General features: G+C 67.8%; 23 protein-coding genes. 12 read left to right on the top strand and 11 right to left on the bottom strand.

The window, feature by feature from the left end; all coding sequences use genetic code 11:
• The first annotated feature begins 61 nt into the window (after window positions 1-61).
• Complete coding sequence (locus AC3EF3_RS17410) at window positions 62-664, top strand: TetR/AcrR family transcriptional regulator (protein WP_488533405.1); 603 nt, start codon at window positions 62-64, stop codon at window positions 662-664.
• On the opposite strand, the gene AC3EF3_RS17405 is transcribed toward AC3EF3_RS17410, so the two are convergent.
• From AC3EF3_RS17405 to AC3EF3_RS17385, 5 genes are all read right to left on the bottom strand, one after another.
• Complete coding sequence (locus AC3EF3_RS17405) at window positions 665-1,243, bottom strand: SCO family protein (protein ID WP_488533404.1); 579 nt, start codon at window positions 1,241-1,243, stop codon at window positions 665-667.
• Window positions 1,244-1,256: 13 nt separating this feature from the next.
• Entirely contained in the window at window positions 1,257-2,003 is a 747-nt protein-coding gene (locus AC3EF3_RS17400; protein WP_488533403.1) for a formylglycine-generating enzyme family protein, read from the bottom strand.
• A 4-nt stretch (window positions 2,004-2,007) separates the two neighbouring features.
• Window positions 2,008-3,474, bottom strand: coding sequence for a copper-containing nitrite reductase (nirK, locus tag AC3EF3_RS17395; RefSeq protein ID WP_488533402.1), 1,467 nt, complete (start codon window positions 3,472-3,474; stop codon window positions 2,008-2,010).
• A 76-nt stretch (window positions 3,475-3,550) separates the two neighbouring features.
• On the bottom strand, window positions 3,551-4,060 hold the full coding sequence (locus AC3EF3_RS17390; RefSeq protein ID WP_488533401.1) for a CDP-alcohol phosphatidyltransferase family protein: 510 nt from the start codon (window positions 4,058-4,060) through the stop codon (window positions 3,551-3,553).
• A gap of 13 nt (window positions 4,061-4,073) precedes the next feature.
• Window positions 4,074-4,667 carry a flavodoxin family protein gene (locus AC3EF3_RS17385; protein ID WP_488533400.1) on the bottom strand — a complete coding sequence of 198 codons (594 nt, stop codon included), beginning with the start codon at window positions 4,665-4,667 and terminating at the stop codon, window positions 4,074-4,076.
• Between the two features lie 133 nt (window positions 4,668-4,800).
• Here AC3EF3_RS17385 and AC3EF3_RS17380 point away from each other — a divergent pair, with 133 nt between their 5' ends.
• The 3 genes from AC3EF3_RS17380 to AC3EF3_RS17370 are packed head-to-tail and all read left to right on the top strand — an operon-like array spanning window position 4,801 to window position 6,185.
• Window positions 4,801-5,271: a CoA-binding protein gene (locus AC3EF3_RS17380; RefSeq protein WP_488533399.1), complete on the top strand. Its 471-nt coding sequence runs from the start codon at window positions 4,801-4,803 to the stop codon at window positions 5,269-5,271.
• Between the two features lie 21 nt (window positions 5,272-5,292).
• Window positions 5,293-5,706, top strand: a complete 414-nt coding sequence (locus AC3EF3_RS17375) for a putative quinol monooxygenase (RefSeq protein WP_488533398.1) — start codon at window positions 5,293-5,295, stop codon at window positions 5,704-5,706.
• On the top strand, window positions 5,703-6,185 hold the full coding sequence (locus tag AC3EF3_RS17370; RefSeq protein ID WP_488533397.1) for a hypothetical protein: 483 nt from the start codon (window positions 5,703-5,705) through the stop codon (window positions 6,183-6,185). The genes AC3EF3_RS17375 and AC3EF3_RS17370 overlap by 4 nt, the downstream gene beginning before the upstream one ends.
• On the opposite strand, the gene htpG is transcribed toward AC3EF3_RS17370, so the two are convergent.
• Window positions 6,157-8,046, bottom strand: a complete 1,890-nt coding sequence (gene htpG / locus AC3EF3_RS17365) for a molecular chaperone HtpG (RefSeq protein WP_488533396.1) — start codon at window positions 8,044-8,046, stop codon at window positions 6,157-6,159. The genes AC3EF3_RS17370 and htpG overlap by 29 nt on opposite strands.
• A 148-nt stretch (window positions 8,047-8,194) precedes the next feature.
• Here htpG and AC3EF3_RS17360 point away from each other — a divergent pair, with 148 nt between their 5' ends.
• A complete protein-coding gene (locus AC3EF3_RS17360; RefSeq protein WP_488533395.1) occupies window positions 8,195-8,434 on the top strand; it encodes a hypothetical protein in 240 nt (79 codons plus the stop codon).
• A gap of 1 nt (window position 8,435) precedes the next feature.
• On the opposite strand, the gene AC3EF3_RS17355 is transcribed toward AC3EF3_RS17360, so the two are convergent.
• The 4 genes from AC3EF3_RS17355 to AC3EF3_RS17340 all read right to left on the bottom strand — a co-directional run bounded on the left by AC3EF3_RS17355 (window position 8,436) and on the right by AC3EF3_RS17340 (window position 11,580).
• Window positions 8,436-9,845, bottom strand: a complete 1,410-nt coding sequence (locus AC3EF3_RS17355) for a sensor histidine kinase (protein WP_488533394.1) — start codon at window positions 9,843-9,845, stop codon at window positions 8,436-8,438.
• Window positions 9,842-10,516, bottom strand: a complete 675-nt coding sequence (locus tag AC3EF3_RS17350) for a response regulator (RefSeq protein ID WP_488533393.1) — start codon at window positions 10,514-10,516, stop codon at window positions 9,842-9,844. The genes AC3EF3_RS17355 and AC3EF3_RS17350 overlap by 4 nt, the downstream gene beginning before the upstream one ends.
• A gap of 10 nt (window positions 10,517-10,526) precedes the next feature.
• Window positions 10,527-10,745 (bottom strand): hypothetical protein, encoded by a 219-nt coding sequence (locus AC3EF3_RS17345; protein WP_488533392.1) that lies wholly within the window; start codon window positions 10,743-10,745, stop codon window positions 10,527-10,529.
• Window positions 10,746-10,815: 70 nt separating this feature from the next.
• Window positions 10,816-11,580, bottom strand: a complete 765-nt coding sequence (locus AC3EF3_RS17340) for a pseudouridine synthase (RefSeq protein WP_488533391.1) — start codon at window positions 11,578-11,580, stop codon at window positions 10,816-10,818.
• A gap of 149 nt (window positions 11,581-11,729) precedes the next feature.
• On the opposite strand from AC3EF3_RS17340, the gene AC3EF3_RS17335 reads away from it, so the two are divergent.
• Entirely contained in the window at window positions 11,730-12,149 is a 420-nt protein-coding gene (locus AC3EF3_RS17335) for a CBS domain-containing protein (RefSeq protein WP_488533390.1), read from the top strand.
• Window positions 12,150-12,283: 134 nt separating this feature from the next.
• Here AC3EF3_RS17335 and AC3EF3_RS17330 read toward each other — a convergent pair whose 3' ends face one another.
• On the bottom strand, window positions 12,284-12,994 hold the full coding sequence (locus AC3EF3_RS17330; protein ID WP_488533389.1) for a Crp/Fnr family transcriptional regulator: 711 nt from the start codon (window positions 12,992-12,994) through the stop codon (window positions 12,284-12,286).
• A gap of 114 nt (window positions 12,995-13,108) precedes the next feature.
• On the opposite strand from AC3EF3_RS17330, the gene AC3EF3_RS17325 reads away from it, so the two are divergent.
• The 6 genes from AC3EF3_RS17325 to AC3EF3_RS17300 all read left to right on the top strand — a co-directional run bounded on the left by AC3EF3_RS17325 (window position 13,109) and on the right by AC3EF3_RS17300 (window position 20,236).
• Window positions 13,109-15,055, top strand: coding sequence for an AMP-dependent synthetase/ligase (locus tag AC3EF3_RS17325; protein ID WP_488533388.1), 1,947 nt, complete (start codon window positions 13,109-13,111; stop codon window positions 15,053-15,055).
• Window positions 15,056-15,102: 47 nt separating this feature from the next.
• Complete coding sequence (locus AC3EF3_RS17320) at window positions 15,103-15,909, top strand: ABC transporter ATP-binding protein (protein WP_488533820.1); 807 nt, start codon at window positions 15,103-15,105, stop codon at window positions 15,907-15,909.
• 9 nt (window positions 15,910-15,918) lie between these two features.
• Complete coding sequence (locus AC3EF3_RS17315; RefSeq protein WP_488533387.1) at window positions 15,919-16,848, top strand: branched-chain amino acid ABC transporter permease; 930 nt, start codon at window positions 15,919-15,921, stop codon at window positions 16,846-16,848.
• Window positions 16,849-16,850: 2 nt separating this feature from the next.
• Window positions 16,851-17,927, top strand: a complete 1,077-nt coding sequence (locus AC3EF3_RS17310) for a branched-chain amino acid ABC transporter permease (protein WP_488533386.1) — start codon at window positions 16,851-16,853, stop codon at window positions 17,925-17,927.
• Window positions 17,928-18,019: 92 nt separating this feature from the next.
• Window positions 18,020-19,351, top strand: coding sequence for an ABC transporter substrate-binding protein (locus AC3EF3_RS17305; protein WP_488533385.1), 1,332 nt, complete (start codon window positions 18,020-18,022; stop codon window positions 19,349-19,351).
• Between the two features lie 75 nt (window positions 19,352-19,426).
• Window positions 19,427-20,236, top strand: coding sequence for an ABC transporter ATP-binding protein (locus AC3EF3_RS17300; RefSeq protein ID WP_488533384.1), 810 nt, complete (start codon window positions 19,427-19,429; stop codon window positions 20,234-20,236).
• Window positions 20,237-20,246: the final 10 nt, after the last annotated feature.

The raw sequence follows: 20,246 nt of genomic DNA, 5'->3' as shown, positions 1-20,246 counted from the left end.
CCTATAAACAGACCGTTCTGTCTGATTGACACTATACAGACCTGTCTGGTAAAGTCAAACCATGACCACGATGTCCCCTGACAGTTCCGCGCCGCCGGGCTCGGCCCGGACGTCGGCGCGCGAGCGCCTGCTGGCGGCGGCCCGCGAGCTCTTCTACAAGGAGGGCATCAACAATGTCGGCATCGACCGCGTCATCGAGCACGCGGGCGTTGCCAAGGCGTCGCTGTACTCGAACTTCGGCAGCAAGGACGAGCTGGTGCGCGCTTACCTGCAGGCCATGCACGAAAGGCGCCAGGCACGCGTGCTGGAGCGCATCGCCCGCCACCGCAGCCCGCGCGAGCGCCTGCTGGCCGTGTTCGACGGCATCGCCGAGGCGTTCGCGCAGCCGGGCTACCGCGGCTGCGCGTTCGTGCGCACGAGCGCGGAGATGCCGACGGGTGGGCCCGGGAAGGAAGTGATCGACGAGGCGCGCGCCTGGATGCGTGAGCTCTTCACGACACTCGCGCGCGACGCGGGCGCGCGCAATGCGCCCGCGCTGGCGCAGCAGCTGGTGCTGCTCTACGATGGCGCGGTAACCGCCGCGTCGATGGACGGCAACACGGGCGCGGCGGCGACGGCGCGCTCGCTCGCGGCGAACCTGCTGGACACCGCCACGTCGCGCTGATCAGCCCGCGAACAGCGCGTGCACGCGCTTGACCAGCGCGGGGTCGGCCGGCCCGAGCTTGCCGCTCCTGGAGGCGATGCGGCCTTCGCGATCGAGCAGCAGCAGCAGTGACGAATGGTTGAATTCGCCGTCGGAGAGCCTGCGGTACTGGATGCCCAGCAGCGCCGCGATCTTGCGGGTGGTCGCCTCGTCGGCGCGGGCCAGCGACCACTGCGCATCGCAGCCGCGCTTTTGCGCCGTGTCCTTCAGCACCGCCACCGTGTCGCGCGCGGGGTCGAAGCTCACCATCAGCACTTGCACATCCTTGCGTTCCGCGGTCGGCAGCGCGCGCAGCGTGGCGTGCACCGTCTCGAAGATCATCGGGCAGACCATGTCGCAGGAGGTGTAGAACATGCTGGCCAGCACGGGCCGGCCGCGCAGCGAGGCGAGATCGAAGTGGCGGCCGTCCTGGTCGGTGAGGGTGGCGTCGAGCTTGTAGATGGAGTTCCCCGGCAGGTCCGACGCGAACGCCGCGGGGCACGCCAGCGCCGCACTGGCCACGAGGAAGCGGCGCCGCGAGAGGCATTCAGAAGGGTTCATGTCCAATCTCTTTCTAAAGCGAGCGCGCGCAGCGGAAACCGAGCGTGCCGGTCGTGTCCGCTGCGTTGAGCGAGGAGAGCAGGGCGATGCGCATCACCACCGCGTAGCTGTCGCGGTCGACGATGCTGATCGCGCCCGCACCGCAGAACTTGAGCAGGTCGGCGTCGCCCTGCGTGCGGCTGTCGCCGGCGATGAAGAGCGCGTTGAAGTCGTCGACCCATTCCCAGACGAGGCCGTGCATGTCGCTCACGCCGTACACGTTGGGCGTGCCGCCCACCGCGCCCGGCGCCGCGCGCGACGGCCGCTCGTACCAGCTGAGGATGCGGCGCCGCCAGGCCGGGTCGCTGCGTGCATCGCGCCGCGTCTCGTCGGCAGCGGCCGCGTACTCCCATTCGATCCAGGTCGGCAGGCGCGCGTCCTCGCTCTCGCAGAAGGCCTTCGCGGCAAACCAGCTCACGTCCACCACCGGTGACTGCGCCGGGCCGGGCCACTTCGAAAGGTAAGCCTTCTCCGCGAAGACTTCGGGCACGCGGCCCTTCTGCCATTCGGGGTGGCTGCGCAGGAACTCGGCGAATTCGGCGACAGTGACCAGCGTGCGGCGCAGCGCGAAAGGCGCGACCCGCACCTCGGTCGACGCCGTCGGCGAAGGCCCTTGCGGCAGCACGCTCTCGAACGGCCCGCCCGGCACGTCGACGTAGGCCGGGGCGGCCGCGTGCGCACTGCACGCGAATGCGAGGGCGACGGCGGCCAGGGCCTTCATGGCCTCAGTGCTCCGCCTGCTTGGGGGCCGCGCGCGCCGTCGAGCGCTGCTGCTTCACGTCTTCCTTGGTCACGCGGCCGCCGGGATTGCCCCAGCTGTTGAGGACGTAGGTCAGGATGTTCGCCACCTCGTCGTCGTTCAGCTGGTTCATCGGCGGCATCACGGAGGTGTAGTCCTGGCTGTTGACGGTGACCTTGCCGCTCAGGCCTTTCAGCACGACGCCCACGGCGCGCTTGATGTCCGCGGCGAGGTAGTCCGATTGCGCCAGCGGCGGGAACACGCCCGGCAGGCCCGCGCCGTTCGCCTGGTGGCACACCGAGCAGGTGCCCGCGAAGAGCTGGCCGCCGGCCTTGACCTGCTCCTCCAGCGTGAGCGTGCCGGAGGCGGCCGACTGCGTGGCCTGCGACACCGCCGCGAGGTTCGGGCCGGCGCGGTCGCCGAGGTACACGGCGTCGAGCTCCTTGCCCGAGTAGATGCCCTTGTTCTCCCTGCCCTCGATCTTCATGATCGCGATCGCGCCCTTGTTGAACGCGCGGAAGATCGAGTGGTCGACCAGCACGTAGCTGCCCGGCACCGTGGCCTTGAACTTCACGATGGCCGCTCCGCCGGCAGGCACCAGCGTGGTCTGCACGTTCTTCTGCACATTGGTGCCGCCTTCCCAGCGGACCTCGTCGAAGATCGCGCCGATCACGTGGAAGCTGGAGACGAGGTTCGGGCCGCCGTTGCCGACGAACAGGCGCACGGTCTCGCCGACCTTCGCGCTCAGCGCCTTGTCGCCGGTGAGCGCACCCTCGGCGCCATTGAACAGCACGTAGGTCGGCTGCTCCGCGATCGCCTTCTCCATGTCGAAGGGCTGGCTGCCCTTCTCGCGGTACTTGCCGCCCGTGTAGAAGTCGCCCTGCATCACGTAGTACTCGTGGTCGACCTTCGGCAGGCCTTGCGGCGGCTCGACCAGGATCAGGCCGTACATCCCGTTGGCCACGTGCATGCCCACCGGCGCGGTGGCGCAGTGGTACACGTAGATGCCTTCGTTGAGCGCCTTGAACGTGAACTGCGATTCGTGCCCGGGCGCCGTGAAGCTCGACGCCGCGCCGCCGCCGGGACCGGTGACGCCGTGCAGGTCGATGTTGTGCGGCATCTTGTTGTTCGGATGGTTCTTGAGGTGGAACTCCACCGTGTCGCCCTGGCGCACGCGGATGAAGCTGCCGGGCACCGTGCCGCCGAAGGTCCAGAAGGTGTAGCTCACGCCTTCGGAGATCGGCATCTCCTTCTCGACCACCTCGAGGTCGACGATCACCTTCGCCGGGTAGCTGCGGTTGACCGGCGGCGGCACATGCGGCGGGCTCGTGAGCACGGCCTTGATCGGCTTGCCCCGCGGCGGGCCGAAGTCCCCGGCGAGCTTCGGTGTCGCGGCGAAGGCGATGAGCGGCGCGGCGAGCGCCGCAAGGAGCAAGGCGTGGACGGTTCTCATGGCAGGTCCTTGGGGAAGTGAAGGTGCATCTGGTGCGCACCTTATTCCGCCAATGAGCTGCCGGATTTGCGCTATATCAACGTTGTGCTGACACGAGCAGGCGGCGGCCCATCGTGATCACGCAGGCGCTGACCACGACCGGAACGACCGAGAGCTGCACGAGCATGTCCGGAACGGCGACGGCGAGCAGCGCCGCCGGCAGCAGGACGGCGCCGATGTACCTTCCCACGGGGTCGTACGTCGGCGCCCGGCCCGAAGTCGCGACGAAGACGACGAAGCACGCGAGGATCGCGACCGTCGGCACCCAGCCCAGGGCGGCGGACAGACCGGCGTATGCGGCGACAATCACCGCCAGGTCCGCGACAACATCGAACCATGCGCCTGCTGTCGAAGGCGTTCCGAAGCGGCGCACCAGCGCGCCGTCGCACGAGTCGGACAGCATTGCTGCGGCGACGAGAACGGCCGCAAGGTTCATCCGCGCGTCGACGATGGCCTGGTAGACCAGCGGCGCACTCAACGCGCGCGACAGCGTCATCGCGTGCCCGGCCGACGCAAGCAGGCGGCGCACGGCGGGATGGCGCTGCATGCCAGCCCCTCCTTCAATCCGGCGCGAGCGCGATCTGCAGCGCGGCGTCGCGTGCCATCGCGGCGGCGCGCTCCGTGTTCGTCCCGGGGTAGCTCCTGGGCGATTCGTTCGGCCGGCTCGACGTGTAGCCGTAGCGGCCCAGCACGCGGCCGTGCAGCGCGGCGACTTCATCGGCCGTCTTCGCCATCGCCGGCCCGGCTTCTTCGGCGGCGGTGAAGACCAGGACCACGGGCTTGTTGCGGAAGTCGCCCACGCGGGCCACGTACGCCGAAAGCGGAGTCGCGGCTCTCTCCAGGTAGACCGGCGTCCCCAGCACGACCAGCGCGTAGGCGGATACGTCGGCCGGCGCTTGCCGGCTCGCAGTCGTCACGTCCACGCGCCAGCCGGCGCGGGCCAGGCCATCCGCGAACGAGCCCGTGACCTGCTTCGGGAATCCGCTCAGCCCGGGGTGATAGACGAGCAACGCGCGGCCGCGCTGGCCCGTCGGGTTCAAGGTCGTCACGGCCGAGGCGACTTCGCGGGAAGCCGCCCACCACGTCACGCCCAACGAAACGACAGCGAGGACGATCACCGCTGCCGCAACCGATGCCCATCTGGTGATACGCATGGCACCTCCTGGACCTGCCTCGATGAGAGCAATCTAGGCCGCACACGGTGCGGTGCGATTGATCTTGATCAATGCGCGAGGCGCGCCGGCGGGCTATCAAATCCTTAATGAAGCTCGCAAGCGGAGGCACAGCATGCACACGATCGATGAAGCCGCATCCGAGTTCCTCGCCCAGAAGCGCCTCGCCGTGACCGGCGTGTCGCGGCATCCGCGGGACCACGGATCCAACACCGTCTTCAAGCGACTGCGCGACCGCGGCTACCAGGTGTTCGCGGTCAACCCGAATGCCGACGAGGTCGAGGGCACCCGCAGTTACCACGACCTGCACAGCATCCCCGGCGGTGTCGACGCCGTCATCATCGCCACCGCACCCGACAAGGCGGAGGGCACGATGCGCGAATGCGAGGAGCTGGGCATCAGGCGCGTGTGGATGCACCGGGCCTGGGGCCACGGCAGCGTCAGCCCCGAAGCTGCGGCCTACGGGCGCGAACACGGCATCACCGTGATCGACGGGGGCTGCCCGCTCATGTTCGACCCGGCGTCGGACATCGGGCACAAGGTGATGCGCAGGGTCTTCGGCGGCCACGTGCCGAAGACAGTTTGAACCGCAGAACGGAGGTGTGTCATGAGCTACCTCGAACTGCACGCTCATCTGAAGATCCGGCCCGGTCAGCTGGAAGGGTTCAAGGCCCAGGCCGCCGAGATCCTGCGGATCACGCGTGAGCTGGACGCGAAGACCTTGCGCTACGACTGGTTCATCAACGAGGAGGGCACCGAGTGCGAGGTCCACGAGGCCTACGTCGACGAGGAAGGGCTGTTCGAGCACAACGCGCATGTGATGGACGCGCGGGCGAAGCTCTTCGGGAAGTACGCATTCGACCACCGCATGACCGCGTTCGGCGAAGTGTCGCCGCGCCTGCGGGAACTCGCCAACCGGCACGCGGGAGGGATCGCCGTGTATCCGTTCCTGCAGGGCCTCGACGAGCAGGCGACCGCCTGGCGCGGCGAGCCCTGGGCCGCAGGAGCAACGTCGCCATGACACGCCGCCAGCTTGCCTGCGGCCTCATCCTCGTCGTCGAGGCCGCCTATGTCGTCTGGGGTGCGATGGCGGCAGCCATGCCCGAGGTCCTGCCGGGGCCCGGCGGCAAGGCGATCCTGCCTGCCGGCTATGAGGGTTACTCCGGCGGCTCCTGGCCGCAGCTGCTGAACAGCTCGCCGATGACGGCCGCCTACATCGTCGTGCTTTACCGGATGTACGGCATCTACTGTGTGCTGTTCGGCCTGATGGCCGGGGCCATCGCGGCCACCGCTTTTCGCGCCGGCGAACGCTGGGCATGGTGGACGCTGCTCGTGGGCAACACGATCGCACTCGTGTCTGCGATGCGCTACGACTGGATCGTGAATGCCATCGGGCCGTTCGAGCTGACCGAGTACCTGGGGCTCCTGATGGTCTACGCGGCCCTGGCCCTGACAGCCCCCATGGGGACGCTCAAGCAAGCAGCGCGTTCACCCGCTTGACGTAAGCCGCCGGGTCGTCGGGCAGCCCGCCCTCGGCCAGCAAGGCCTGGTCGAACAGGATGTGCGCGAGGTCGTCGAAGTGCGCCTCGTCGCCCTCGAGCCTCTTGACGAGCGCGTGGCCTGCGTTGATCTCGAGCACCGGCTTGACCTCCGGCGCCTTCTGGCCGGCCTGCTTCAACATCCGCGCGAGCTGCATGCTCATGCCGCCTTCGGTCACCACCAGGCATGCGGGTGAATCCACGAGGCGCGAAGTCACGCGCACGTCCTGTGCCTTGTCCTTCAGCGCAGCCTTCAGCTTCTCGAGCACCGGCTTGAAGGTTTCGGCCGCTTCCTCTGCGGCCTTCTTCTCGGCCTCATCCTGCAACTTGCCGAGATCCACCTGCCCCTTGGCCACCGACTGCAGCGGTGTGCCGTCGAATTCGGCGAGGTAGTTCAGCGCCCATTCGTCGACGCGGTCCGTCATGAACAGCACCTCGAGCCCCTTCTTGCGGAAGATCTCCAGCTGCGGGCTGTTCTTCGCCGCGGCGAGCGTCTCGGCGGTGATGTAGTAGATCGCCTCCTGGCCTTCCTTCATGCGCGCCTTGTAGTCGGCCAGCGACACGCTCACCGTGTCCGACTGGGTCGAGGCGAAGCGCAGCAGCTTGGCGATGCGGTCCTTGTTGGCGAAGTCCTCGCCCAGGCCTTCCTTCAGCACGGCGCCGAACTCGGCGTAGAACCGGTCGAATTTCGACCGGTCCTCGGCCTTCGCCAGGTCCTCCAGCATCGCCAGCACGCGCTTCGTCGAGCCCTCGCGGATCGCCTTCACGTCGCGGCTTTCCTGCAGCAGCTCGCGGCTGACGTTCAGCGGCAGGTCGGCCGAGTCGATGACGCCGCGCACGAAGCGCAGGTACACCGGCATCAGCGCCTGCGCATCGTCCATGATGAAGACGCGTCGCACGTACAGCTTCACGCCCGCGGCCTTGTCGCGGTTCCAGAGGTCGAACGGCGCCTTGGCCGGGATGTACAGCAGCTGCGTGTACTCGCTGGCCCCTTCGACGCGGTTGTGCGACCAGGCGAGCGGCGGCTCCCAGTCGTGGCTGATCTGCTTGTAGAACTCCTGGTATTGCTCGTCGGTGATGTCCTTCCGGGGCCGCGTCCACAGCGCGCTCGCCTGGTTGACGCGCTCCCATTCGCCGGTGAGGACCATCTCGCCGGGCTGGCCGTCCTGGCCTTCCTTCCATTCCTCCTTGCGCATCAGGATCGGCAGGGAGATGTGGTCGGAGTAGCGGGAGATGATCTCCTTGAGCTTCCACGTGGACAGGAACTCCGTCGCGTCCTCGCGCAGGTGCAGCGTGACGCTGGTGCCGCGCGCGGGTTTCGTGATCGTCTCGACTTCGAACTCGCCGGTGCCGCCGCTGGTCCAGCGCACGCCTTCCCCGGCCGGCAGGCCGGCGCGGCGCGATTCCACGACGACCTTGTCGGCGACGATGAACGCGGAATAGAAGCCGACGCCGAACTGGCCGATCAGCTGCGCGTCCTGTTTCTGGTCGCCCGACAGGCGCTGCATGAACTCGCGCGTGCCGCTCTTGGCGATGGTGCCCAGGTTCTCCACGGCCTCGATCTGCGACAGGCCGATGCCGTTGTCGCTCACGGTGAGCGTCCTGGCGTCCTTGTCGAACGCGATGCGCACTTCGAGGTTGGGCTGGTCCTCGTACAGTGCGTTGTTGTCGAGCGCCTCGAAGCGCAGCTTGTCGCAGGCATCCGACGCGTTGGACACCAGCTCGCGCAGGAAGATCTCCTTGTTGGAGTACAGGGAGTGGGTGACGAGGTGCAGCAGCTGCGCGACCTCGGCCTGGAAGGAAAGCTTCTGTTTCTGGCTCATTTTGTCGTGGGTGGGAAGGCGAATGAACCGCAATTTTCGGGCAAGCGGCGAAATTTCAAGTCGGCGCGCCGGCGTGACAAAGTGGCGGCGCGGCCGACTTTCGGCGCCGCCGCGGCCCGCGCTTCCCGCGCCTTGCTACATTAGCTGCATGAGCACCGACCTTTCGCCCCTGGGCGATCCCGCGGCCGAAACGCGCGCGGCCCCTGCCGCCACTCCCGGCGAAGGGCAGACGCTCACCTTGTCGCTGCGGATCGGCCGCCTGGCCGGTGCGGAGACCATGGCCGGCCGCCTGTCGCTGCGGGCTACCGAGGCGCCTCTGCCCGGCCTGCAGCACGTGCGCGTCGTGCCGGCGCCGGACGCGGCGCCGCTCACGATCACCTTTTTCTAGTTCAGGCGACTTCGATGCGCGCGATGAGGCCGCTGCGGTCGCTGCGGTTGCGCAGCACCACGCGCAAGCCGCAACGCTGCGCGGCCGACTGCGCAATCGCCAGGCCCAGCCCGCTGCCGCGCGCCGTGCTGCCCGGCACGCGGAAAAAGCGGTCGAACACGCGATCGAGCAGCTCGGGCGGGATGCCCGGCCCGGTGTCGACCACCTCGATCGCCGGGTTGCCGCCTTCCTGCGTCACGCGCACATCCACCACGCCGCCTTCGGGCGTGTAGCGCAGCGCGTTTTCGACCAGGTTGTCCAGCACGCTGCGCAGGTCGCCGGGCGCGCAGCGCAGCCTGGCGGGCGGCCCGGCCGTGTCGCCGGTCACGCCCAGGTCGATATTGCGCTGGTCCGCCAGCGCGATCAGCGCACTGATGCTCTCACGCACCTGCGCATGCAGGTCCACGGTGGTCGATGCCTCGGGCGCCACGGACTCCTGCCGTGTCATCTTGAGCATCTGGTCCACCAGCCGGGTGGCGCGCTGCACGCCGCCTTCGAGCTGCGCGAAGCTCTGCTGGCAACTCTCGCGGGGCACTTCGCGCCGCAGGTTCTCCAGTTGCAGCGACAAGGCCGTGAGCGGCGTGCGCAACTCGTGTGCGGCGTCCTGGACGAAGCGGCGCTTGGCGTCGTAGGTGTCTCGCAAGCGCGTGAGCAGGTTGTTGAAGGAGCCCACCAGCGGCTTGATCTCGTACGGCACGCGATCGAGCGGCAGCTCCTTCAGGGTATGGAAGTCCAGCGACTCGGCCTGCTTGCCGATTCCCTGCACCGCGACCGACACGGCGCGCGCCACGCTCCACAGCACGAAAATCGCCAGCGGCAGCAGGATCAACACCGGCACCGCGGACGCAATGGCTTGTTCGGCGGCCAGGTGCTGACGGAAGCTGGCGCACTGGATCACCTGCACACGATGGCCGGAACTGCCGGCCTCGGTCGTGTACACGCGCCAGGCCTTGCCGCCCAGGATGATGTGGGAGAAACCGGGCTGCGCCTGCAGCGGCGCCGCCAGCTGCGGCCACGAGGTGTTCAGCAGGCTGCCTTGCCGGTCCCAGACCTGCACGACGTACATGCCCCACTTCTCGATGCGCTCCTGCGACAGCGGCGGCGGCATCAGGCTGCCGTCGTTGCTGGCGAGGGACTGCCCGAGCTGCTCCATCTGGGTGTCCATGAACTCGTTGACCATGCGCCCGTGGCTGAAGTACGAGAAGCAGGCGGAGCTCACCCCGACCAGCAGGAACAGCGGCACCAGCCACAGGAGCAGGGCGCGGCGCAGCGAGCACATGCGCCCCATCGGGAAGATATGGAGGCGCCAGCGTTGGCCTTCCTGCGCGCGAACGGGCAGGGGGCCGAGTGTGGTTCCGGCGGATTTCATCATGAGCCGACCGCCGAAGGCGCCGAGATGCGCCAGCCGAGGCCGCGCACGTTGCGGATCGTGTCCTGGCCCAGCTTGCGGCGCATGCCGTGGATCAGGACGTCCACCGCGTTGCTGGAGACTTCCTCGCCCCAGCCGTAAATGCGGTTCTCGAGCTGTTCGCGCGAGAGGATCGCGCCCGGCCGCTCGAGCAATGCGTGCAGCAACGCGAACTCGCGCGCCGACAACTGCGAGCGCTCGCCGCTGACGATCACTTCGCGCGTCGTCAGGTCCAGCTGCAGCTCGGGCGAGCCGATCAGCGAATGCGCCGCGCCGTCGCGACGGCGGATCACCGCCCGCATGCGCGCCAGAAGTTCGCGGAATTCGTAGGGCTTGACCAGGTAATCGTCGGCGCCGATGTCCAGGCCCGTGATGCGGTCGTCGATGCCGTCGCGCGCCGTGAGCACGACGACCGGCGTGTGGTCGCCGGTTTCGCGCGCCTTGCGCAGCACCTCGATGCCGTCACGTTTGGGCAGGCCCAGGTCGAGCAGCACGCAGGCGTAGTCGCCGTCGCCCAGCGCGCTTTGGGCGAGCAGGCCGTCCTTGACCCAGTCGACCGACCAGCCGCTCGCCCCCAGAGCCTGCTTCAGGCTCTGGCCGATCATTTCGTCGTCTTCGACCAGGAGGACACGCATACGCCGATTTTCATCGCAATCGATAGCCGGCGTCCCAGCGCGCTTCGCGCAGCCGGCGATGCAGCAGGACCCCACCGGCGACGAGCGCGGCCGACAGGCCCAGCGCCGCGATGGCGAGCGGCGCCGTGAGCGCCATGCCCAGCGCCACCACGCCGGCCAGCACGAGGGCGGCGAGGGTGCAAAGCATGAGCAAGGCGAAGGCCAGGATCTGCGAGCGCGGGCTGTACATGGTCGTTCCCCGGGGTGTTCGATGGAATGCCCGCAGTTTAGGGATGGACATTTAGGCCGGAATTAGCGGACTAGAACTTTTCTCCGGACCCGAGATAGCGCCACTGCCCCAGCGGCAGCTGCCCGAGCGTGACCCGGCCGATGCGCACGCGCTTGAGGCCGACCACCTTCAGGCCCACGAGCTCGCACATGCGGCGGATCTGGCGCTTCTTGCCTTCGGTCAGCACGAAGCGCAGCTGCTCGGGGTTCTGCCACTCGACCTGCGCCGGCTTGAGCGGCCGGCCGTCGAGCGCCAGGCCATGGCGCAGGCGCGCGAGCTGCGCGGACGGCAGGGCGGCCTGCACGTTGGCCGCGATGTCGCCGTACTGCACGCGCACGAGGTATTCCTTCTCGACGCCGCTGTCCTCGCCGATCAACTGGCGCGCGATGCGGCCGTCCTGCGTCAGCACGAGCAGGCCGGTGGAGTCGATGTCCAGGCGCCCCGCGGGCGCGAGACCTCGCAGCTGGGCGGGTGCAAAGCGCAGCCGGCTCGCGTCACCCTTCCAGTGGCTGCGGGGAGAGATGAGCGTCACGGCCGGCTGGTAGCCCTCCTCGGCCTGGCCGCTGACATAGCCGATCGGCTTGTGCAGCAGGATCGTGACCTGCTGCTGTTGCTGTCCTTGCGCGCGGCGGTCGACCTCGATGCGGGCCTGAGGGGCGACCTGCATGCCCATCGCCGCGACCTCGCCGTCCACGCGCACCCAGCCGCGCGCGATCCAGTCGTCGGCTTCGCGGCGCGAGCACAGGCCGAGTTCGGCCATGCGCTTGTTCAGTCGGGTGGTGGGCGAATCGGGCAAGGTGCGGCTCGAAGGATGAGGCGGACGAGAGCCGGATTGTCGCCGCTGGACGTCCGCGCGGGGCCCTCGACGGCAAGGGCCCATGTCCGACAGACGTCAGGTGCACCGGACCGATACTGGGTGGAAGCTTTGGAGGAACACCTATGGCTATGCACCAGATCAAAGACGTGATGAGCCGCGACGTGCAGGTGATCAGCCCTGACGCGACGCTGGCCGATGCGGCGCGCTGCATGCGCGACGGCGATTTCGGGATGATGCCCGTGGGCGAAAACGACCGGATGGTCGGCGCGATTTCCGATCGCGATATCGCCGTGCGCGGGATTGCGGAAGGTTGCGACGGCAGCACCAAGGTGCGCGACGTGATGTCGCAGGGCATCTGCTGGGCCTACGAAGACGACCCGGTGGAACGCGCAGCGGAACTCATGAGCCAGAACCAGGTGCGGCGCCTGCCCATCGTCAACCGCGACAAGCGGCTGGTCGGCATCGTCGCGCTGGGCGATCTCGCCGTGAAGGAGCGGGAGACCCAGCCCGCGGCCCAGGCCCTGTCGGAAATCTCCGAGCCGGCCTGAGCCCGGATGCATACCGATCCCCCGCCGCAGCCGATGCCGCCTTTGGGACCGGAGCCCGAACCACCGGGCCCGGTGCCCACATCGCCGCCGATCAAGGAGCCGGGTCCAGCGCATCCGCCCGAACGGGTGGAGGGTTACTGACGAGCGCTCGAGCGCAGCGCCTCGAATTGCAGGATGCGGACGCCGCCGTACTCGACGCGGATCGTGCCCTGCGCCTCGAGTGTCGCGAGCGCCTCGTTCACGCGCTGCCTTGACAGCCCCACGAGGTAGGCCAATTCCTGCTGCGTGATCCGCAGCACGTTCCCCACGCCCGGAAACAGCACCGGATTGAACAGCGCCGCCAGGCTGCGCGCCACGCGCAGGTCGGGGTTGTTCATGCGGTCGATCTCGCGCGCCGCGATGAACTGGCCCAGCCGCTCGTTGAGCTGGTCCATGATGAAGCGGTTGAACCCGATCGAGTGGTCGAGCAGCCAGTGGAAGGTGTCCACGGGCAGGCCCGCGACCACGCTCTTGCGCAGCGCCTGGATGTTGTAGCGGTAGGCCTCGCGCTTCAGCGCCGTGCCTTCGCCGAACCAGCCGCCGGGCGGCAGGCCGCTGAAGGTCACGCTGTGGCCTTGCGCCGTGTCGCTGCTCATCTTCAGCAGGCCTTCGATCACGCCGAACCAGTAGGTGACCGGCCGGCCGACGCGGCACACGTAATCGCCCGGCTGGGCATCGCCCACCTTGATGTGGCTGGCGGCGGCGTGGTACTCCTCGGGCCGCAGCAATTTCAGCCACGGGATGCCCTCGAGTTCGTCGCGCGTCGGGTCGCGCCGGCGCTGGTGCAAGGTGAGGTCGTGGGCCATCGAATGGATCTGGTTCGGGGACGCCCTACTGGGACATTCCCTAGGAATGTCGTCGCAAAGACAACATGGCGTCAAAGCCGATCCTACATTCGCGGCAATCGGAAGCCAAGCACCATGCAGACGACATTTCCCGCCCTGCTTCTCGCGCACGCCGAACAGCGGCCGGATGACGCCGCCATGCGCGAGAAGGAATACGGCATCTGGCAGACCATCACCTGGTCGCGGATGGCGCAGCTGGTCGAGGCCCTCGCCTGCGGTCTGCATGAGGCGGGCCTGAAGCGCGGCGAGCACATCGTCGTGATCGGCGCGAACCGGCCGCGCCTGTACGCGACGATGCTGGCCGCACAGTCGCTCGGCGCGGTCCCCGTGCCGCTGTACCAGGATGCGGTGGCGGCCGAGTGCGTCTTCCCGATCAACAACGCCGAGGTGCGCTTCGCGCTGGCGGAGGACCAGGAGCAGGTCGACAAGCTGCTCGAAATCCGCCCGCAATGCCCGCAGCTCGCGACGATCTTCTACGACGACCCGCGCGGGCTGCGCAACTACAGCGAAGCGGGCCTGCAGTCCCTCGACGCGCTCGCCGCGTCGGGCCAGGTGTTCGCGGAGGTGCACCCCGACCTGTTCGGCACCGAAGTGGCGATGGGCCAGGCGGACGACGTGGCGGCGATGTTCTTCACCTCGGGCACGACGGGCAACCCCAAGGGCGTGGTGCACACCCACCGCACACTGCTCGATCGCGCGCGCGCCGGCGCGGAATTCGACCAGCTCACGCACGAGGAAGAGGTGCTGGCTTACCTGCCGCCCGCGTGGATCGGCCAGAACATCTTCAGCTACGCGCAGTGGCTGGCCTGCGGCTACGTGGTGAACTGCCCCGAATCGGCAGGCACCGTCGCGATCGACCTGAAGGAGATCGGGCCCACCTACTACTTCGCGCCGCCGCGGATCTTCGAGGGCCTGCTCACCACCGTCATGATCCGCATGGAGGACGCTGGCTGGATCAAGCGCACCATGTTCCGCAAGTTCATGGACATCGCCAGGCGCGTCGGCCCGGCGCTGCGTGACTGCAAGCCCGTGGGCTTCATCGACCGCGTGAAGTACGCGATCGGCGACATCCTCGTGTACGGGCCGCTGCGCAACAACCTGGGCTTCTCGCGCGTGCGCGTGGCCTACACGGCGGGCGAGGCGATCGGGCCGGACCTGTTCACCTTCTACCGCTCGATCGGCGTGAACCTGAAGCAGCTGTACGGCTCCACGGAGACGGCGGTGTTCGTCTGCCTGCAGCCGGACGACCAGGTGAAGGCCGACACCTGCGGCGTGCCGATCCGGGGCGTCGAGCTGAAGGTCAGCGACACCGGCGAGGTGCTGGTGCGCTCGCCCGGCCTGCTCAAGGAGTACTACAAGAACCCCGCGGCCACGGCCGAGGCGCTCACGGCCGACGGCTGGTTCCACACCAACGACGCCGGCTTCATCGACGCGCAGGGGCACCTGAAGATCATCGACCGCGTGAAGGACGTCGGCCGCATCCAGGGCGGGCCGAACAACGGCGCGATGTTCGCGCCCAAGTACGTCGAGAACAAGCTGAAGTTCTTCCCGTACATCAAGGAAGCGGTGGCTTACGGCGACGGGCGCGAGCGCGTGTGCGTGATGGTCAACATCGACTTCGAGGCGGTGGGCAACTGGGCCGAGCGGCGCAACCTGCCGTACGCCGGCTACACCGACCTCGCGCAGAAACCCGAGGTGTACGCCCTCGTCAAGGACTGCGTCGAGAAGGTCAACGCCGATCTGGCGGCCGACGAGCGCCTCGCGGGCTCGCAGGTCAGCCGCTTCCTCGTGCTGCACAAGGAGCTCGACGCCGACGACGGCGAGCTCACGCGCACCAACAAGGTCCGCCGCGGCTTCATCGCCGAGAAATACCAGGCGCTGGTCGATGCGCTGTATGGCGGCAAGTCCGAGCAGTACATCGAGACGCAGGTGAAGTTCGAGGACGGGCGCACCGGCGTCGTGTCCGCGACGCTGAAGATCGTGGACACCAAGGTGTTCGACCCCGTGAAGGCCGCCGCATGAACGCATTCCTGAACGCGGAGTCCGCCGAGGTCGCCGAGTCGCTGCGGATGCCGGCCGAAACCCCGGCGGCGCCGGCGCGCCGGATCGGCGAGGTCCTGCTGCACGTGGACAACATCTCGCTGTCCTTCGGCGGCGTCAAGGCGCTCACCGACATCTCCTTCGACGTGCGCGAGCACGAGATCCGCGCCATCATCGGCCCCAACGGCGCCGGCAAGAGCTCGATGCTCAACTGCATCAACGGCGTGTACCAGCCGCAGGAAGGATCGATCACCTTCCAGGGCAAGACCTTCAAGCACATGAACCCGCGCCAGGTCGCCGAGATGGGCGTGGCGCGCACCTTCCAGAACCTGGCCCTGTTCAAGGGCATGAGCGTGCTGGACAACATCATGACCGGCCGCAACCTGCGCATCCGCAGCAACCTGCTGCTGCAGGCGCTGCGCATCGGGCCGGCGGAAAGGGAGGAGATCCGCCACCGCGAGTTCGTCGAGCGGATCATCGACTTCCTGGAGATCCAGGCCTTTCGCAAGGTGCCCGTGGGCCAGCTGCCCTACGGCCTGCAAAAGCGCGTCGACCTGGGGCGGGCGCTCGCGATGGAGCCGAAGCTGCTGCTGCTGGACGAGCCGATGGCCGGCATGAACGTGGAGGAAAAGCAGGACATGTGCCGCTTCGTGCTGGACGTGAACGACGAGTTCGGCACGACGGTGGTCCTCATCGAGCACGACATGGGGGTCGTGATGGACATCAGCGACCGCGTCGTCGTGCTGGACTACGGCAAGAAGATCGGCGACGGCCCGCCGGATGACGTGCGGCGCAATCCGGACGTGATCAAGGCCTACCTCGGAACCTCGCACTAAGGACACGCGATGGGCTTCTTCCTCGAAACGCTGATCGGCGGCCTGATGACGGGCATGCTTTACGCCCTGGTGGCGCTCGGCTTCGTGCTGATCTTCAAGGCCTCGGGCGTGTTCAATTTCGCGCAGGGCGCGATGGTGCTGTTCGCGGCGCTCGCGATGGCGCGGCTGTCGGAGTGGATCCCGCAGTGGACCGGCATCGACATCAAGATCGTCGCGGACCTGCTCGCCTTCGTCGCGGCCGGCGCGATCATGTTCGTCGTGGCGTGGATCGTGGAAAAGCTGGTGCTGCGCCACCTCGTCAACCAGGAAGGCGCGACGCTGCTGATGGCGACGCTGGGCATCGCCTACTTCCTCGAAGGCGTGGGCCAGTCGATCTTCGGCAGCAGCATCTACAAGATCGACATCGGCATGCCCAAGGACCCGGTGTTCATCCTGGAAAACACCTTCCAGGGCGGCGTGCTGGTGAACAAGGAAGACCTGTACGCGGCGCTGATCGCCGCCGTGCTGGTCGCGGCGCTGAGCCTGTTCTTCCAGAAGACCGGCACCGGCCGCGCGCTGCGCGCGGTGGCCGACGACCACCAGGCCGCGCAGTCGATCGGTATCCCGCTCAACCGCATCTGGGTGATCGTGTGGTGCGTGGCAGGCGTCGTGGCGCTGGTCGCCGGGGTCATCTGGGGGTCCAAGCTGGGCGTGCAGTTCTCGCTGACGACGGTCGCCCTGCGCGCGCTGCCGGTGGTGATCCTGGGCGGCCTGACGTCGGTGCCCGGCGCGATCATCGGCGGGCTGATCATCGGGGTGGGCGAGAAGCTGTCGGAGGTCTACATCGGCCCGATGGTCGGCGGCGGCATCGAGATCTGGTTCGCCTACGTGCTCGCGCTCGGGTTCCTGCTGGTGAGGCCCCAGGGCCTGTTCGGCGAAAAGATCATCGATCGGGTCTGACCATGTTTTATCGCGAAAACGGCCAGTTCAAGACCAGCTACCGCGCCGACCAGCAGATCTTCCCGATCCTGCAGGACCGCGTCGCCATCGTCCTGCTCATCGCCGCGGCCTTCGTGCTGGTGCCGGCGGTGGCGAGCGACTACCTGTTCCGCGCGATCCTGATCCCGTTCCTGATCATGGCGCTGGCGGCGCTGGGCGTGAACATCCTGGTCGGCTACTGCGGGCAGATCTCGCTGGGCTCCGGCGCCTTCATGGCCGTGGGCGCCTACGGGGCCTACAACTTCTTCGTGCGCGTGCCCGGCATGCCGCTGGTCGCCGCGCTCGTGCTGGGCGGCCTGTGCGCGACGCTGTTCGGCATCGTCTTCGGCCTGCCGAGCCTGCGCGTCAAGGGCCTGTACCTCGCGGTCGCCACGCTGGCAGCGCAGTTCTTCGCCGACTGGATGTTCCTGCGCATCAAGTGGCTCACCAACGATTCGCCCTCGGGCTCGGTGTCCGTCAACGGCCTGCAGGTCTTCGGCTGGCCGGTCGAAGGCGCGATCAACAAGTACTGGTTCTGCCTGGCCATCCTGTGCGTGGTGGCGCTGCTCGCCAAGAACCTCGTGCGCAGCGCGATCGGGCGCGAGTGGATGGCGATGCGCGACATGGATGTCGCCGCCGAAGTGATCGGCATCCGGCCCGTGTACGCCAAGCTCAGCGCGTTCGCCGTGAGCTCCTTCATCGTCGGTCTGGCCGGCGGGCTGTGGGCGTTCGTCTACCTGGGCGCGTGGGAGCCGGCGGCGTTCAACGTCGACGTGTCGTTCCGCCTGCTGTTCATGGTGATCATCGGCGGGCTGGGCTCGATCATGGGTGCGTTCTTCGGCGCGGCCTTCATCGTCGTGCTGCCGATCTTCCTGAACCAGTTCCTGCCGGCCGTGGCGGGCGCCTTCGGCGTGAACGTGTCGACGGAAACGGCCTCGCACGCCGAGCTGATCGTCTTCGGCGCGCTGATCGTGTGGTTCCTCGTCGTCGAGCCGCACGGCCTGGCGAAACTTTGGTCCACAGGCAAGCAGAAGCTGCGGCTGTGGCCGTTCCCGCATTGAGGCGGCCTTTGCTCGCAATCCCCGATGCGCGCCTCACCGCTTTCCCCCTTTACTGAGCGCCTCGCTTTCATTCATCCAACCAGGAGACATCCATGAAGCTACGCACCACGCTACTCGCGCTCGCCGGCCTGGCGACCGCGGCCGCGTTCGCGCCCGGCGCGGCCTTCGCGCAGGCGAAGGAGCAGTTCTTTCCCTTGCTGTCGTACCGCACCGGGCCGTACGCGCCGAACGGCACGCCCTGGGCCAACGGCAAGCAGGACTACCTGAAGATGATCAACGCGCGCGACGGCGGCGTGAACGGCGTCAAGCTCACCTGGGAAGAGTGCGAAACCGGCTATGCGACGGACCGCGGCGTGGAGTGCTACGAGCGCCTCAAGAGCCACCCGGGGGTGACGCTGTTCGATCCGCAGGCGACCGGCATCACGTTCGCCCTCACCGAGAAGGTCGACAAGGACAAGATCCCGCTGGTCACGCTGGGCTACGGCCTGTCGGTCTCGCAGGACGGCAACGCGTTCAAGTGGAACTTCCCGCTCATGGGCAGCTACTGGACCGGCGCGGACATCATCATCCAGGCGATCGCCAAGCGCGAAGGCGGTTTCGACAAGCTCAAGGGCAAGAAGATCGCGCTGGTCTACCACGACTCGCCCTTCGGCAAGGAGCCGATCCCGCTGCTGCAGGAGCGCTCGCGCACGCACGGCTTCCAGCTCGACCTGATCCCGGTCACCGCGCCCGGCGTGGAGCAGAAGGCGGCCTGGCTGCAGGTGCGCCAGCAGCGTCCCGACTACGTGCTGCTGTGGGGCTGGGGCGTGATGAACTCCACCGCGCTGAAGGAGGCGCAGGCCACCGGCTACCCGCGCGACAAGATGTACGGCGTGTGGTGGTCGGGCGCCGAGCCCGATGTCAAGGACGTCGGCGAAGGCGCGAAGGGCTACAACGCGCTGGCGCTGAACTCCGCCGGCCAGCATCCGAAGGTGATCCAGGACATCCTGAAGTACGTGCACGACAAGGGCCAGGGCACCGGTCCGCGCGACGAGGTGGGCTCCGTGCTGTACACGCGCGGCGTGATCATCCAGGCGCTGGGTGTCGAGGCCGTGCGCCGCGCGCAGGAGCGCTTCGGCAAGGGCAAGGTGATGACGTCCGAGCAGGTGCGCTGGGGCCTGGAGAACCTCGCGCTCGACCAGAAGCGCCTGCAGCAGCTGGGGCTGGAGGAGGTCATGAAGCCGATCAGCACCTCGTGCGCCGACCACATGGGTTCGACCACGGCGCGCATCGAGACCTGGGACGGCAAGAAGTGGGTGGTCCACCCCGAGTACTACACGGCCGACGAGGCGATCATCAAGCCGATGGTCAAGACCGGCGCGGACAAGTACCTCGCCGACAAGAAGCTGCAGCGCCGCCCGGCGAGCGAGTGCGGCAACGCCTGACGCGCGTTCCCGTGATGGCGGGCGGCGCCCGCCATCTTCGCAAGCGCTGCGCGCAGCGCTTGCGAAGAGGCCAGCATGGACCAGAGAAACATCGTACTGAACGTCAACGGCATCGAGGTCATCTACAACCACGTGATCCTCGTGCTCAAGGGTGTGTCGCTGAAGGTCGCCGAAGGGCAGATCGTCGCGCTGCTGGGCGGCAACGGCGCCGGCAAGACGACCACCTTGCGCGCCGTGTCGAACCTGCTCAAGGGCGAGCGCGGCGAAGTGACCAAGGGCTCGATCGAGCTGCGCGGCGAGCGCATCGAGAACCTCACGCCGGCCGAGCTCGTGCAGCGCGGCGTGGTGCAGGTGATGGAAGGGCGCCACTGCTTCGCGCACCTCACGATCGAGGAGAACCTGCTCACCGGCGCCTACACGCGCGGCGACAAGGGCGAGGTCGCGGCCAACCTCGAGAAGGTCTACGCCTATTTCCCGCGCCTGAAGACGCGCCGCACTTCGCAGGCCGCCTACACCTCGGGGGGCGAGCAGCAGATGTGCGCCATCGGCCGCGCGCTGATGGCCAACCCGTCGATGGTGCTGCTGGACGAACCCTCGATGGGCCTGGCGCCGCAGATCGTCGAGGAAGTGTTCGAGATCGTGAAGGACCTGAACGCGAAGGAGAAGGTGACCTTCCTGCTGGCCGAGCAGAACACCAACATGGCCCTGAAGTATGGCGACTACGGCTACATCATGGAGAGCGGCCGGGTGGTGATGGACGGGCCCGCCGCGGACCTCGCGAACAATGAGGACGTGAAGGAGTTCTACCTCGGTGTCGGCGGCTCCGAGCGCAAGTCCTTCCGTGAAGTCAAGAGCTACAAGCGCCGCAAGCGCTGGCTGGCGTAAGCAGGAAACC

Source organism: Ramlibacter sp. GS1-15 (assembly GCF_057785015.1).
Note: the sequence above shows the minus strand (reverse complement) of the source record. Positions and strands in the feature narration are given on the sequence as shown.